Genomic DNA, 14329 nt, shown 5'->3' on the forward strand with positions numbered 1-14329 from the left:
GCCGACCATCGGGAGTCGGCGCGTCCCGGCCGCTGATGACCGGGAGGGAAAGGATCTGCAATGAGGCACTCACGCCTGCGAAGAACAGTCGCAGGGCTCACGGCATTGGCACTCGGGGTCACCGGCGCCGTCGTCGCGACCCAACCCGCCTTGGCGGCGGAACCCCATCTCGTCGCGCACTATCAGCTCGATGAGACCTCCGGCACGGTGGCGACGGATGCCTCGGGGTCGGGGAGGAACGCGACCTATGTCGGCGGCCCGACACTGACGGGCAGCGAGGGCGCACGCTTGGACGGCACCGACGATTACGTCAGGCTGCCGAACAACATCCTCGCGGGCCTCGACTCGATCACCGTGAGCGCCGACGTGCTCGTGCGTGCGTCGCAGGCGACGCCGTACTTCATCTACGGCCTCGGAAACACCGACGGCTCGGGTGTCGGCAACGGGTACCTGTACTCGACCGGCAACACCTACAAGACCTCGATCGCGACCGGCAACTGGACGACCGAGCAGACCGTCAACAGCAGCGCGAACCTCGCCCGCGACGTCTGGAAGACGATCACCTACACGCTCGATGACGCGACCGACACCGCCCGCGTGTACCTCGACGGGGTGCAGGTCGCGCAGAGCACCGGCGTCACGATCAAGCCGGGCGCCATCGGCGGCGGCGTCACGACGGCGAACTACCTCGGCCGCTCGGTCTACACCGCCGACAAGTACTTGGCCGGGAGCCTGCGCAACGTGCGGATCTACGACTCCGCGCTGACGGAGACCGAGGTCGCCGGGCTCGCCCCGGCCGATGCGACGCGCGTGCAGCGCGATGCGGCGGCGCTCTCCCTCGGCAACCTGAGCGCGGTCACCGCCAACCTCGCTCTGCCGTCGACGGCGGCGAACGGGTCGAGTGTCGCGTGGGCGACCGGCAACGCGGGCGTGATCTCGGGGACGGGCGCCGTCACGCGTCCGGCGGCGGGCCAGCCGAGCGTCGACGTCACGCTGACGGCGACGCTCACCCGGGGTGCGTCGACGCAGACGAAGCAGTTCACGGCGACCGTGCTGCCGCAGCCGGGCAGCGAAGCGCTCGCCCAGGCCGACCTCGATGCGATCTCGATCCAGAACGCGAGCGACGTCCGCGGCAACATCACGCTGCCGGCGGCGGGCTCGAAGAACGGCAGCGCCATCACGTGGTCGGCATCACCGGCCGGCGTCATCACCACCACGGCGCAGGGCGGCAAGGCGGCCGGCGTGGTGACGCGCGGCGCGAGCGACACCGTCGTGACGCTCACCGCGACGGTCGCGGCCTCCGGCGTGCAGCGCACCATCCCGGTGACAGTGAAGGCCACCCCGGCCGGTCTCGACAAGGACTACTCGGCGGGCTACCTGTGGACGCACTTCGCGGCGCAGGGCGGCTACGAGAAGATCTTCTACGGCTACAGCGACGACGGCCTGCACTGGGACAAGCTCAACGACAACGAGCCGATCCTCGCGAACCTCGCCGGCGACCTGGGCGTGCGGGACCCGCACCTGGTGCGCTCCCCCGAGGGCGACAAGTACTGGATCATCGGCACCGACCTGCACGCCGAGGGCGGTGGGGCCGGCGGCTCCGGCTGGGACCAGCTGAACGCCAGCCAGAACATCGTGGTGTGGGAGTCGACCGACCTCGTGCACTGGAGCGACCAGCGCATCGTGTTCGCGGGCTTCGACCAGGCGGGCTGCGTGTGGGCACCCGAGGCGATCTACAACGAGGCGACCGGCGAGTACTACGTGTACTGGTCGGCGCGCGACAAGACCGACAACGGCACGAACGACTGGGCGCTGCGGGTGTACCTCACCAAGACGCGCGACTTCACCACGTTCACCAAGCCCGAGATCTGGCTCTCGCTGAACGCCAAGGGCGACGGCGCGACCGGGCCGAACATCATCGACACGACCATCGCGAAGGAAGGCGACACGTACTACCGCTTCTCGACGTCGGACTGGCACACGGTCGTCGACACCGCCACGAGCCTGGACGGCCCGTGGACCACGGTGATCGCCCGCGGCGAGGCGGCGGCCCACGGCATGCGCGCCTCGATGGAGGGCCTCACGGCCTACCAGCTCCCCGACGGGCGCTGGGCGCTGATGGGCGACCAGAGCGGCTACTACGCGCAGACCGCCGACACCCTCGCGAGCCTGCAGTTCACGCAGCTGAGCGCGGGATCGGGTGCGAACCAGTACTCGTTCGACCAGGCCTTCCGCCACGGCTCGGTGATGCGGCTGTCGGCTGCCGAGGAGGAGCGCCTGCTCGCGGCGTACGGCGACGAGCCGGTCGACCCGACCGACCCGGAGGAGCCTCAGCAGGAGCCGATCGCGAAGTACACGTTCGACGACGGCACGCTGAACGACTCGATCGGCGCGGCGAACCTGACCGCGTCGGGCACGGCGGCAGTGGCGACGGATGCCGTCAAGGGCAAGGCGCTCAAGCTCGACGGCTCGACGAACGGCTTCGCGTCGTTCCCGACCGGCTTCTTCGACGGGCGCGACACCATGACCGTGTCGATGGACGTCAAGTCGGAGAAGACCAGCGGCAACTTCTTCTCGTTCGCCTTCGGCAAGGACTCCAACAAGTACTACTTCCTGCGCGTGCGAGGAGGTGATGTGCGCAGTGCGATCACCCAGGCGACGTACACGACCGAGTCCGCGGTGACCGGAACGGTCGCCTCGGGCCAGTGGCACCACATCGACGTCGTCTTCGAGGGCACGACGATGACGGTGTACTCGGACGGCATCCGGATGGGTCAGAACACGACCCTGAACACCAAGGTCAGCGACCTCGGCACGAGCCTCGCCGGGTACCTGGGCAAGTCGTTCTATTCCGCTGACGGCTACTTCCAGGGCTGGTTCGACAACGTGAGCGTGTACAACCGTGCGCTCTCGCCCGTCGAGGTGCTCGCGAATGCGGGCGTCACCGACCAGCTCCTGGACGTCTCGCTCGCGAACGCCGATGCGCTCAAGCTCGCGCCGATCGTCGACGCGACGGACCACTCGGTCGTGCTGCCCGTGAAGAAGGGGACGGATGTCTCGGCACTCGCCCCGACGTTCTCGACCGTTCCCGGGGCCACGGTCTCGCCCGCGTCGGGCACGACGGTGAACCTCACCCAGCCGAAGAGCTACACGCTGACGAAGCCGGACGGCTCGACCGTCACGTGGAAGATCGAGGCGCGCGTGGTGAACAGCCCGGTGCTGCCGGGGTACTACGCCGACCCGAACATCGCGGTGTTCGGCGACACGTACTACATCTACGCGACGACCGACGGGCTGCCCGGGTGGGGAGGCAACACGTTCTACGTGTGGAAGTCGAAGGACCTCGCGACCTGGGAGCGGGCGGCGCAGCCGTTCCTCACCCTCGACGGCGCGAACGGCAACGTGCCGTGGGCGACCGGCAACGCGTGGGCGCCGACGGTCATCGAGCGGGACGGGAAGTACTACTTCTACTTCAGCGGCCACAACCCGACGTACAACCGCAAGACGATCGGCGTCGCGGTGGCCGACAGCCCCGAAGGACCGTTCATCGCACAGCCCGCGGCGATGATCCTCAACAACGAGGCCGTCACGTCCGGTCAGGCCATCGACCCGGCCGCCTTCCACGACCCGGTGACGGGCAAGTGGTATCTGGGCTGGGGCAACGGGTCGCCGGTGCTGGCGGAGCTCAACGACGACATGGTGTCGATCAAGCCGGGCACGTACCAGCGGATCAACGGGCTGACGGACTTCCGCGAGGGCGTCTTCTTCAACTACCGCAACGGGCTGTACCACCTCACCTACGCCATCGACGACACCGGATCGGAGAACTACCGGGTCGGGTACGCCACCGCGACCAGCATGAACGGTCCGTGGACGTATCGCGGCGTGATCCTGCAGAAGGACCTGTCGCTCGGCATCAAGGGCACCGGCCACAGCTCGATCATCAACGTCCCGGGCACTGACGACTGGTACATCGCGTACCACCGGTTCGGAATGCCCGGCGGCGACGGAACGCACCGTGAGACGACGATCGACAAGCTCGAGTTCGGCGCCGACGGGCTCATCAAGCCGGTCGTGCCCACTCTCGAGAGCGTCGTACCGCAGACGATCCAGCTCCCGCCGACCGGCCCGGAGATCCGGGTCACGACCGCGGCTCGCTGCGTCGCCGGCAAGGCCGTGCTCACCGTGACGGCGACGAACCTCGACGATGTCGCAGCTTCGCTCAAGGTCGCGACCGCCTACGGCGCGAAGGACATCGCCTCCGTCGCCGCCGGCAAGGCCACGTCGCAGGCGTTCACCACGCGACTCGGAAACCTCGAAGGCGGCTTTGTCGAGGTGACCGCGACGGCGACGATCGGCGGAGCCCCCGTCACGTCGACGACGACCGCGACCTACGCGGGCACCGTCTGCGGCTGACGCGCTGATCCGACCAGGAGGGGTGGCACGCGAGTGCCACCCCTCCTGCTGTGTCTGCGAGCACTCCGGCCGGGGCTCTGCCCGGGTGGATGCGGTTGTCCGGGGTTCGCGGGATACTCGCGGCATGACAGACCGGAACACGACGGAGGCGGCCGCCCGGCGATGGGTCGCGGCGTACGAGAACGCGTGGAAGACGAACGAGCCCGACGACATCCGAGCACTCTTCACCGACGATGCCGCGTACTTCACCCAGCCGTGGGGTGAGCCGTGGGCGGGTGCTGACGCGATCGTCGCCGGATGGCTCGACGCGCGCGACGAGCCGGGCACGTACGAGTTCGAATGGGAGATCGCGGGTGTCGACGGCCACCGTGTCTTCGTCGACGCCCGAACCGACTACGCCGCCTCGGGTGAGGAGCAGCCCGACGGTCGCACCTACCGCAATCTGTGGGTGATCGACCTCGACGAGGATGGGCGGGCTCGCGCGTTCACCGAGTGGTACATGAAGCAGCCCAGAGGCTGATTCGCACGAATAGCTCACCCGCCCTGGGCGAGCTCTTTCGCACGGGCCAGCGCCGCATCGGTGGCTTCGGCGAACACGTCGTCGAGGCGGGCGTCCTGCAGCACCGCGATGGCCCGCTCGGTCGTCCCCTTCGGGCTGGTGACGCGTCGGCGCAACTCCGCGGGATCGTCTCCGGATGCCTCGAGCAGCGCCGCAGCGCCGATGAAGGTCTGCTCCGCCATGAGCCGCGCCTCGGGCTGGGCGAATCCCTTGGCGACGGCGGCCTTCGTGAACTCCTCCACGAGCAGGAAGAAGTACGCAGGACCCGAGCCCGAGATCGTGGAGAGCGCGTCGATCTGCGACTCCGGCACCTCGACGACGGAGCCGACGGTCTCGAACAGCCGACGGACCGTGGCGACCGCGCCCTCGTCCGCGCGCGAGCCGGCAGCGAGGCCGGTGACTCCACGCCCGACGAGCGCGGGCGTGTTCGGCATGGAGCGGAGCACCGCGACACCGTCCCCGAGGATCTCCTCGAAGGTCGCGACGGTGACACCGGCGGCGAGGCTCACCACGATCGTCCCGGGCCGCAGCACCGGCGCGATCTCCCGCAGCAGGTCCGGCACCATCGTCGGCTTGACACCCACGAGCACGACGCCCGCGGCGGTCGCGGCATCCGTGTTCGCGGTCGACTGCGCCTCCAGGGCGAGGCTCGTGACGCCTTCGAGGCCCTCCAGCTCTGCGGCCCTCGCGAGGGAGCGGTTCGTCGTGGTCACTCCCCCGGCAGCGAGGCCCGATCGAGACAGACCGCGGGCGATCGCACCGCCCATGGAGCCGGCGCCGAGGATCGCGATGGGCGGAAGGGCGGGGGTGTCTGCAGCCATGGATCCGATCCTACGAGCCCACCCGTGTTCGCAATTCAGGATGGTTGCTCCACCCACACGCGTCGAGGCGCGGAAACACGTGGGTCGCACCCTATCCCGACGCCATCCATCCTGAATTGCGAACGGATAGGTCAGCATAGGTCTTGACTTATATAAGCCAGAGCGCAAACATGGTCCCATGCACGCGCTCGACATCCTCGGCGACCCGGTGCGCCGACGCATCCTCGAACTCCTGGCGGAGGGCGAGCGCAGCGCCGGCGAGATCGGCGAGGACGTGCAGCGTGAGTTCGGCATCTCGCAGCCCGCCGTCTCCCAGCACCTGCGGGTGCTGCGCGAGTCGGGGTTCGCGACGGTGCGGCCGGAGGGCGCCCGCCGCCTCTACGCGATCGCGCCGGAGCCGATCGAGAACGCCGCGGCCTGGTTCGACCCGTTCCGGCGGTTCTGGCAGCCGCATCTCGACGCCCTCGGCACCGAGCTCGCACGGGGGCGCCGGGCCCGGCGTCTCGCGGCGGAACAGGACACCGCCGGCGACACCGACGAAACCGACACGACCGAACCCCAGGAGGATTGACATGGTCGACGTGCAGCGCCAGCTCGCCGCAGTGAGCCGCGAGATCGCGAGCGAAGAGATCGACGGCTTCCCGTCGCGCGTGCAGACGCTCGCGCAGACCTATCCGTCCCCCATCGAAGACGTCTGGGACGCCGTCACCCGCGCGGACCGGATCGCACGGTGGTTCCAGCCCATCTCGGGTGACCTCATGGTCGGCGGCCGCTACCAGATCGAGGGCAACGCCGGCGGCGAGATCCAGGAGTGCGCGCCTCCCGCGAACGGCGCCGCGCACTACAAGGCGACGTGGGAGTACGGCGGCGGCGTGACCTGGCTCACGGTGCGGCTCACGGCGGAGGGCGTCGATGCGACCCGCTTCGAGCTGGAGCACATCGCCCGCACCGACGAGGTGCCCGCCGAGTTCTGGGACGTCTACGGCCCCGGCGCCACCGGTGTCGGCTGGGATGGCGGCCTGCTCGGGCTCAATCTTCACCTCACCGGCGGCGGTGGGCCCAAGCCCGAAGACGCCGAGGCATGGGCGTTCACGGACGAAGGCCGCGCGTTCTATCGCGGCGCCGCCGATGCGTGGGGCGCCGCGCACGCCGCCGACGGCGCCGATCCCGCTGCCGCTGCGCGAGCCGCTGACAACACGTTCGCCTTCTACACCGGCCAGACCCCGCCCTCCACGGAGGACTGACCGGTCCCGCGCCCCTCCGCGCGCCGCCGGCGCGCGGAGGGGACCCCCCGGCGCGTGGGCCCGGCCGCGGCCGCGGCATCCCTAACATGAAACCCGATTCACAAGATCCTGCGGCCGGTCTATTCTCGTGAGTGGGCGGGGTCGCAGGGGCTTCCGCAGGACGTGGGAGGCACCCGAAATGACCCTCTTCGACGGCATCGCCGCACGCATCGTCGAGACGCCCGGGCTGTCGGTGAACGTGCTGGAGCGCACCGCGGACGACCCGGCCACACCGCCCGATCGCACCGTGGTGCTCATCCACGGCAACGTGTCGTCGTCGCTGTTCTGGCAGGAGTTGATGCAGGACCTGCCTCACGACCTGCGGGTTCTCGCGATCGACCTGCGAGGCTTCGGCGGAACGGAACACGCGCCGATCGACGCGACCCGCGGGGTCCGCGACTTCAGCGACGACGTGCGCGCGACGCTCGAGGCGCTCGGGATCGCGACGGCGCACCTCGTCGGATGGTCGATGGGAGGCGGCGTCGTGATGCAGTACGCGCTCGATCATGGCGCACTCAGCCTCACCCTGCAGGCACCGGTGTCGCCGTACGGGTTCGGCGGCACCCGCCGCGACGGCTCGCGCCTCACCGATGACGACGCAGGGTGCGGCGGCGGCGGAGCGAACCCGGACTTCGTGCAGCGCCTGATCGACCACGACACCACCGACGAGGCGCCGACCTCGCCTCGCAACGTCTTCCGCTCGGGCTACGTGGCCCCCGGATATCAGACCGACAACGAGGACGTCTGGGTGGAGTCGATGCTCACGACCTCGACGGCGACCGGCAACTACCCCGGCGACATGGTGAAGAGCGAGAACTGGCCGGGCTTCGGCGCCGGCGACATCGGGGTGCTCAACACCATGACGCCCGGTCACTTCGACGTGTCGGGCATCGTCGACCTCTCCGACAAGCCGCCGATCCTGTGGATCCACGGCACCGCCGACGCCATCGTGTCGGACGCATCCTTCTACGACTTCAATCACCTCGGAAAGCTCGGCATCGTCCCCGGCTGGCCCGGGGACGACGTCGCACCGCCGCAGGAGATGGTGTCGCAGACGCGCGACGTCCTGGCCCGGTACTCCGACGCGGGCGGCCAAGTCACCGAGCTCGCGCTCGAGGACACCGGGCACTCGCCGCACCTGGAGCGGCCGGCCGAGTTCCGCCACGCGCTGCTCGAGGTCATCGGGTACGTCGGGCACCCGCACGACCCCTCCCCGCCGACCGAGGCGATCATCCTGCGCTCGTCCGACTGATGCCGGAACCCGTCACAGGCCGCGGCCCGCGCATGACGCGGGTCGCGGCATCCGTAGACTCATCCGCATGAGTGCTTCCGGCGGCGGCAAGGCGATCCTCGCGGCGTTCCTGGCCAACATGGGCATCGCCCTGGCGAAGTTCATCGCGTGGTTCCTGTCGGGCTCGGCGTCGATGCTCGCCGAGGCGATCCACTCGGTCGCCGATTCGGGCAACCAGCTGCTGCTCATGCTCGGCGGGCGCCAGGCGAAGAAGAAGGCCGACCGCGAGCACCCCTTCGGCTACGGCCGCGAGCGGTACGTGTACGCGTTCGTCGTGTCGATCATCCTGTTCTCGGTCGGCGGCCTGTTCTCGATCTACGAGGGCATCGACAAGCTCACCCACCCGCACGAGCTCGAGAACGCGTGGATCCCGATCGCCGTGCTCGTCGTCGCGATCGTGCTGGAGTCGTTCTCGCTGCGCACGGCCGTCAAGGAGAGCAACCACGTGCGACCCAAGGGGCAGTCGTGGGTCTCGTTCGTACGGCACGCGAAGGCGCCGGAGCTCCCCGTCGTCCTGCTCGAAGACATCGCCGCGCTCACCGGCCTCGTGTTCGCGCTGTTCGGCGTCGGCATGACCGTCATCACGCACAACCCGGTGTTCGACGCGATCGGCACGCTCATGATCGGCACGCTGCTGATCCTCGTGGCCATCACGCTCGGCATCGAGACCAAGAGCCTCCTCGTCGGCGAGGGTGCGACCGATGCCGACCACGACCGCATCGTCGACGCCATCAACGACGGGCCCGAGGTCGAGAAGATCATCCACATCAAGACGCTCTACCTCGGCCCCGACGAGCTGCTCGTCGCGGCGAAGCTCGGGTTCGCGTCGGATGCCCCACTGGCGCACGTCGCCTCCGACATCGACCGCGTCGAAGCGCGCGTGCGGGCGGCCGTGCCGGCGGCTCGCGTCATCTACTTCGAGCCCGACATCTACCGACCGGGCGACGACGCCACTCCGCCCACGTCGGAGTTCGTCATCAAGTCGGCGGACTGACCGTTCGACAGGTTCAGCGACCGCCATGGAATACTGCATCTTCACCGAGCCCCAGCAGGGCGCCAGCTACGATGACCAGCTCGCCTTCGCTCAGGCAGCCGAGCGTCTCGGCTTCGACGGCTTCTTCCGCTCCGACCACTACCTGCACATGGGCGACGGCGACGGGCTTCCCGGTCCCACCGACGCGTGGACCACGCTGGCGGGACTCGCCCGCGAGACCTCCCGCATCCGCCTCGGCACGCTCGTGTCGTCGGTGACCTACCGTGTTCCGGGGCTTCTGGCGATCCAGGTGGCGCAGGTCGACGCGATGTCGGGCGGCCGTGCAGAGCTCGGCCTCGGCACGGGGTGGTTCGGTCGCGAGCACGACGCCTACGGCATCCCGTTCCCGGCCAAGCGGTTCGGCCTCCTCGAGGAGCAGCTCGCGATCGTGACCGGCCTGTGGTCGACCCCCGTCGACGAGACCTACAGCTTCGCGGGCGAGCACTATCGGCTGACGGATGCCCCGGCCCTGCCGAAGCCGGTGCAGTCCCGCGTTCCCGTCATCGTGGGCGGCGGCGGGCCGAAGCGCACCCCCGAGCTCGCCGCGCGGTTCGCGACGGAGTTCAACATCGGCTTCCGGTCCGAGGCGGAGTCGGCGGAGAAGTTCGCCGGAGTGCGCGCCGCGTGCGAACGCGTCGGTCGCGACCCCGAATCGCTCAAGCTCTCGGTGGCGCTGCCGACGTTGGCCGCGGCATCCGCGTCCGAACTCGACCGGCGTGCCGAGAATCTCGGCCGCACCGTCGACGAGCTGCGCGGCGACGTGAACATCGTCGGCACCCGCGACGAGATCGTCGCGAAGGTCGAGCGGCTGGTGGCCATCGGCGCCAACCGCGTCTACTTCCAGCTGATGGACCTGCAGGATGTCTCGCACGTCGAGTACCTCGGCGAGGTGCTCCCCCACCTCCCCCGCTGACGTTCAGGGCGTGGCCCATTCCTCGACTCCCTGCCTCGTGGGGGCGCCGGATCCCGGAATCGGGTCCGGCACTTCCCGGTGAGTTGTGCCCGTAACCGCTGATTGTCGCCCCGGGTCGACGCGCGCGCCAGAGGCTCCGGTGCCGACCGGATGCCTTCGCTCAGCGGCGCAGATCCGCGAACGGCGCACCCGGGTGGTCGTTCTCGTCTGCCGGCCAGGCTCAGACGGAGGTCGTGGCCCACAGCGGAGCCAGTGCGATCGCCACCATGATGAGGCCCGCCGTGGCTCCGAGTGCGACGAGATCGATGAGAGGCGGCCTCCGGGCGCTGATCCGCCCGACGACGCTCGCGAGCAGCACGACAGCCGCACCCGCTGCACAGATCAGCAGCAGCCAGCCGACGAGCCACGCGAACACAGCAGCGTTCTCATTCGCGTCCAGTGCTGCCGGGGTCCCGGTATTCTGCACCCAGAGCACGCGGTAGACCCATAGAGCGAGCACGGCGCCGGCTGCCGATGCGAGGGCGACGGCCCCGGCTGTCGTCAGCCGATCGCGCGACGTCGCCCGGTCCACACCGGAACCCTAGCGAAGCACCTGGGCGGTGTCGCCCCCGTCTGCGTGCCGCACGCGTCGGCCGGCCACAGGGAGTTCGCTGTTCACTTCCCGGTCGTTCCGCCGACGGCTCATCACCGCTAGCGTGCAGGCAGGAGTTGCGATGACCACCGTGACGGTTGCCGGCGACGCACCGGCCGTACCGCGGCCGAAGAAGCGGACGCCGCTCCTGCCTGCGCTGATCGCGGGTGCGGTCGGGTTCGCCGCGGTCGCCGTTCCCGCGCTGATCGCCTCCTCGACCCCGCCGCCTTCGAGCTCGCCCGCCTTTCCCACGGCGGTCGCCACCTACTCGTGGTTCGTCTCGCACAGCGACCTCGACATGCCGGCAACAATGATCTACCAGAACGGCATCGGGGTTGAATTCATGGACTCCCCGCAGGCGGTCGCACTCGGCGTCGACGGCAGCACATACCGGCGCCTCGGTGCCGCCGAGCAGCGCTCTGTGCCGACCGACCAGGGCGACCCAGCCGCCATGGTGCTGTCAGCCGACGGCACGTTCGCGGTGATCGCCGGCGCGAACGGTCACGGCAGCGTCCTCGTCCGTTCCCTCGTCGACGGCACCGACCGAGAGGTATCGATCGGAGTCGGGCGCAGCGCCGTACCGTTGAGCATCGCCTCCGACGGAGACCACGTCCTGGTGCTGCTCGGCGACGGTGAGATGAGCCGGTACACCGACCCGCCGTTCAGCGGCACACTCGCCTTGCTCGACCTGTCGAGCGGCGACCTGCTCGAGTACTCGCTGGACGCGGTGACATCGGCGGCATTGGCCCCCGATGGATCTCGCGTCGTCGCGCAGGCGTCGCAGGGCGCCGTGATGATGGATGCCGCGGGGCACAGCATCCGCGAACTCCCCGCGGAGCTGACGGGGCAGGCGTTCGGCGACGACGCGTGGTCACCGGACGGCACCCGCCTCGTGACGCTGGTCCACGACCCCGTGTGGGTGGAGAAGCCCACGGGCAGAACGCTGACCAGCTCTGCGACGCTGCAGATCTCCGCACTCTCGGCCGGCACGACGCAGATGTTCGCGCTCGCGGGCGTCGAGTATGCGGCGGCCCTGGGCTGGCGCGACGACGACACCGTCGTGCTTCAGACCTACGCCGAAGACAACAGCTCCGAGTTCCGATGGGTCGACGCCGACACGGGCGCTGCGCAGACCTTCGCGACCTACGAATCGGGGTTCACCTCGGCATCGATCGGCTCCGCCGACCTCGCACGGGACCTGATCCGCGAGTGGGTGGTCGAGGACCGACCCGTGGATCAGGGGTGGACCTTCGGGATGATCGCCGGCATTGCCGTCGGTGCCGCCACCGGGCTCATCGTGTGGGTTGTGACGCGACGTCGTGAGGGCTGAGCGCGCGTCGATCCCGACGGGCTCCGCGCGGTGTGCGGCGGCGCCGTCGTGATCCGGCGCTGAATCAGGGGTCGGCCCGTCGGAGGTCAGACCGGCAGGCGGTACGAGGGCAGGCCCCGACGGCGGATCAGCCACTCGGCGAAGACGAGGTTCGGGAGCCAGCACAGGAACGGCACCGCGGCGTAGGCGTTCGCGAAGACGGAGTCGAACTCCCACGGCTGCCCGAGCAGGAGCGGCGCCATCAGCAGCAGCGGCAGCCAGATGCGCAGCATGACGCCGGAGTAGGTCAGAGCGTAGTTGCGGATCATCCACGCCTGATGGCTCGGTACGTCGTGGCGACGGATCGCGCGGTACGCGCGCCAACCCGTGATGAGCCACAGGACGGCGAGCGCGCCGAACCCGAAGAAGCCGACGTAGCCGGCGGGGCTCGACGGCGCGATGATGAGTCCGCCGACCGCCCCGATCCCCACCGCGACCAGGTACACCCGGCCGATCCAGCGGTGCACGCGCGGCGCGCGCGTGCGCAGGCCCCGCCAGAACTGCAGCGGACCGGCGACGAGCGCCGTCGCCCCGCCGACGATGTGGAGGTAGAGGGCTCCCTGGACGAATGGGGGCACAGCGGCGTACGTCGGGGCGAGCCCCACGTCCTGCCCGGCGAGGTCGGCCAGCGATGCGGTGAAGTACGGCACGGCGGAGTACGCGACGATGGCGAGCGCCGTCAGCAGGACGAACGTCCAGCCGATGCGTGAGCGGATGCCGCCCGGCCGTGCGACGGCTGGTGCGGTCCGGACGGGTTCGATGAGGCGGGTCATGGCCGTCACGCTAAGTCCGGGCGCGGGGCGTCCAGCAGGGTGCTGTCCCCCCGATCCGCCGGGGCTCACCCCCCGATCAGCGGCGGGCGTCGAAGAAGGCGCGAAGGAGGGCGGATGCCTCGGCCTCGCGCACGCCAGCGACGACCTCGGCGCGATAGGGCAGGCGCCGGTCGCGCACGACGTCGTACATCGATCCCGCCGCGCCGGCCTTCTCGTCCCACGCGCCGAACACGAGCCGCGAGATGCGCGACTGGAGCACAGCGCCCGCACACATCACGCAGGGCTCGAGCGTCACCACGAGTGTGCAGCCTTCGAGGTTCCAGTTGCCACGCGTCGCTGCCGCTGCGCGAAGAGCCACCACCTCGGCGTGCGCGGTCGGATCGTGCTCGAGCTCACGGAGGTTCCGGCCCTCGCCGATCACCGTGCCCGCGGCATCCGTCACCACCGCCCCTACCGGGACGTCGCCCGCACCGCCGGCCACCGCGGCGAGCGCCAGCGCGCGGTCCATCGCGGCGAGGTCGGCGGGGGCGGGAAGCACAGCACGAGCGTAGTCGCCCCCGACGAAGTCGCCCGGGGTTCCGGCACCGCGACGCACTAACCTGTCTCTATGCGCCTGCACGTCGCCGACCACCCCCTCATCACCCACAAGCTGACGGTGCTGCGCGACAAGCGCACCCCGTCGCCGGTGTTCCGCCAGCTCACCGAGGAACTCGTGACGCTGCTCGCTTATGAGGCGACCCGCAACGTCCGCGTCGCGCCGATCGAGATCCAGACGCCGGTGACGACGACGACCGGCGTCCGCATCGACGAGCCGCGCCCCCTGGTGGTGCCGATCCTCCGTGCGGGCCTCGGCATGCTCGAGGGCATGGTCAAGCTCATCCCGACCGCCGAGGTCGGCTTCCTCGGCATGGCGCGCAACGAAGAGACCCTCGAGCCGACGACATACGCCGAGCGCCTGCCCAACGATCTGAGCGATCGCCAGTGCTTCGTGCTCGACCCGATGCTCGCCACCGGCGGCTCGCTGGGCGCGGCCATCGACTTCCTGTTCGACCGCGGCGCACAGGACGTCACCGCGATCTGCATCCTGGGCGCCCCCGAGGGCGTCGCGGCGATCGAGAAGCAGGTCGCGGGTCGCGACGTCACGCTCGTGCTCGGCGCACTCGACGAGCGCCTCAACGAGAAGGGCTACATCGTGCCGGGGCTCGGCGACGCCGGCGACCGGCTGTACGGCACGGTCTGA

13 protein-coding genes are annotated in these 14329 nt (G+C 69.8%); 9 read left to right on the forward strand and 4 right to left on the reverse strand.

The genetic code is table 11. From position 1 onward, the window contains the following. The first annotated feature begins 60 nt into the window (after window positions 1-60). On the forward strand, window positions 61-4416 hold the full coding sequence (locus RS82_RS01780; RefSeq protein ID WP_084695400.1) for a family 43 glycosylhydrolase: 4356 nt from the start codon (window positions 61-63) through the stop codon (window positions 4414-4416). Between the two features lie 124 nt (window positions 4417-4540). Further along, complete coding sequence (locus RS82_RS01785) at window positions 4541-4936, forward strand: YybH family protein (RefSeq protein WP_045296510.1); 396 nt, start codon at window positions 4541-4543, stop codon at window positions 4934-4936. 14 nt (window positions 4937-4950) lie between these two features. Here RS82_RS01785 and proC read toward each other — a convergent pair whose 3' ends face one another. Beyond that, window positions 4951-5796, reverse strand: a complete 846-nt coding sequence (gene proC, locus RS82_RS01790; protein WP_045296511.1) for a pyrroline-5-carboxylate reductase — start codon at window positions 5794-5796, stop codon at window positions 4951-4953. 178 nt (window positions 5797-5974) lie between these two features. Between proC and RS82_RS01795 the strand changes: the two genes are divergently transcribed. The 5 genes from RS82_RS01795 (at window position 5975) to RS82_RS01815 (ending at window position 10316) form a co-directional block, all read left to right on the forward strand. Next, window positions 5975-6367: an ArsR/SmtB family transcription factor gene (locus tag RS82_RS01795; protein ID WP_045296512.1), complete on the forward strand. Its 393-nt coding sequence runs from the start codon at window positions 5975-5977 to the stop codon at window positions 6365-6367. Between the two features lies 1 nt (window position 6368). Next, complete coding sequence (locus RS82_RS01800; protein ID WP_045296513.1) at window positions 6369-7040, forward strand: SRPBCC domain-containing protein; 672 nt, start codon at window positions 6369-6371, stop codon at window positions 7038-7040. Window positions 7041-7218: 178 nt separating this feature from the next. Next, window positions 7219-8331, forward strand: a complete 1113-nt coding sequence (locus tag RS82_RS01805; RefSeq protein WP_045296514.1) for an alpha/beta fold hydrolase — start codon at window positions 7219-7221, stop codon at window positions 8329-8331. 67 nt (window positions 8332-8398) lie between these two features. Further along, window positions 8399-9364, forward strand: coding sequence for a cation diffusion facilitator family transporter (locus RS82_RS01810; protein WP_045296515.1), 966 nt, complete (start codon window positions 8399-8401; stop codon window positions 9362-9364). 25 nt (window positions 9365-9389) lie between these two features. Continuing rightward, entirely contained in the window at window positions 9390-10316 is a 927-nt protein-coding gene (locus tag RS82_RS01815; RefSeq protein ID WP_045296516.1) for an LLM class F420-dependent oxidoreductase, read from the forward strand. 220 nt (window positions 10317-10536) lie between these two features. Here RS82_RS01815 and RS82_RS01820 read toward each other — a convergent pair whose 3' ends face one another. Next, entirely contained in the window at window positions 10537-10887 is a 351-nt protein-coding gene (locus RS82_RS01820) for a hypothetical protein (protein ID WP_045296517.1), read from the reverse strand. Between the two features lie 142 nt (window positions 10888-11029). Here RS82_RS01820 and RS82_RS20545 point away from each other — a divergent pair, with 142 nt between their 5' ends. Next, on the forward strand, window positions 11030-12277 hold the full coding sequence (locus RS82_RS20545; protein ID WP_052676645.1) for a hypothetical protein: 1248 nt from the start codon (window positions 11030-11032) through the stop codon (window positions 12275-12277). 86 nt (window positions 12278-12363) lie between these two features. On the opposite strand, the gene RS82_RS01840 is transcribed toward RS82_RS20545, so the two are convergent. Both RS82_RS01840 and RS82_RS01845 read right to left on the reverse strand, forming a co-directional pair. Then, entirely contained in the window at window positions 12364-13089 is a 726-nt protein-coding gene (locus tag RS82_RS01840; protein WP_045296523.1) for a DUF2306 domain-containing protein, read from the reverse strand. A gap of 76 nt (window positions 13090-13165) precedes the next feature. Next, window positions 13166-13597, reverse strand: a complete 432-nt coding sequence (locus RS82_RS01845) for a nucleoside deaminase (RefSeq protein WP_045296560.1) — start codon at window positions 13595-13597, stop codon at window positions 13166-13168. A gap of 99 nt (window positions 13598-13696) precedes the next feature. Between RS82_RS01845 and upp the strand changes: the two genes are divergently transcribed. Then, on the forward strand, window positions 13697-14329 hold the full coding sequence (upp, locus tag RS82_RS01850; RefSeq protein WP_045296524.1) for a uracil phosphoribosyltransferase: 633 nt from the start codon (window positions 13697-13699) through the stop codon (window positions 14327-14329).

This window comes from Microbacterium trichothecenolyticum, from assembly GCF_000956465.1.
GTDB lineage: Bacteria > Actinomycetota > Actinomycetes > Actinomycetales > Microbacteriaceae > Microbacterium > Microbacterium trichothecenolyticum.

What these genes read in the sequence shown, in the direction of transcription:
- RS82_RS01780 (WP_084695400.1), top strand. Translation starts at nt 61, where the DNA reads ATGAGGCACTCACGCCTGCGAAGAACAGTCGCAGGGCTCACGGCATTG.
- RS82_RS01785 (WP_045296510.1), top strand. Translation starts at nt 4,541, where the DNA reads ATGACAGACCGGAACACGACGGAGGCGGCCGCCCGGCGATGGGTCGCG.
- proC (WP_045296511.1), bottom strand. Translation starts at nt 5,796, where the DNA reads ATGGCTGCAGACACCCCCGCCCTTCCGCCCATCGCGATCCTCGGCGCC.
- RS82_RS01795 (WP_045296512.1), top strand. Translation starts at nt 5,975, where the DNA reads ATGCACGCGCTCGACATCCTCGGCGACCCGGTGCGCCGACGCATCCTC.
- RS82_RS01800 (WP_045296513.1), top strand. Translation starts at nt 6,369, where the DNA reads ATGGTCGACGTGCAGCGCCAGCTCGCCGCAGTGAGCCGCGAGATCGCG.
- RS82_RS01805 (WP_045296514.1), top strand. Translation starts at nt 7,219, where the DNA reads ATGACCCTCTTCGACGGCATCGCCGCACGCATCGTCGAGACGCCCGGG.
- RS82_RS01810 (WP_045296515.1), top strand. Translation starts at nt 8,399, where the DNA reads ATGAGTGCTTCCGGCGGCGGCAAGGCGATCCTCGCGGCGTTCCTGGCC.
- RS82_RS01815 (WP_045296516.1), top strand. Translation starts at nt 9,390, where the DNA reads ATGGAATACTGCATCTTCACCGAGCCCCAGCAGGGCGCCAGCTACGAT.
- RS82_RS20545 (WP_052676645.1), top strand. Translation starts at nt 11,030, where the DNA reads ATGACCACCGTGACGGTTGCCGGCGACGCACCGGCCGTACCGCGGCCG.
- RS82_RS01840 (WP_045296523.1), bottom strand. Translation starts at nt 13,089, where the DNA reads ATGACCCGCCTCATCGAACCCGTCCGGACCGCACCAGCCGTCGCACGG.
- RS82_RS01845 (WP_045296560.1), bottom strand. Translation starts at nt 13,597, where the DNA reads ATGGACCGCGCGCTGGCGCTCGCCGCGGTGGCCGGCGGTGCGGGCGAC.
- upp (WP_045296524.1), top strand. Translation starts at nt 13,697, where the DNA reads ATGCGCCTGCACGTCGCCGACCACCCCCTCATCACCCACAAGCTGACG.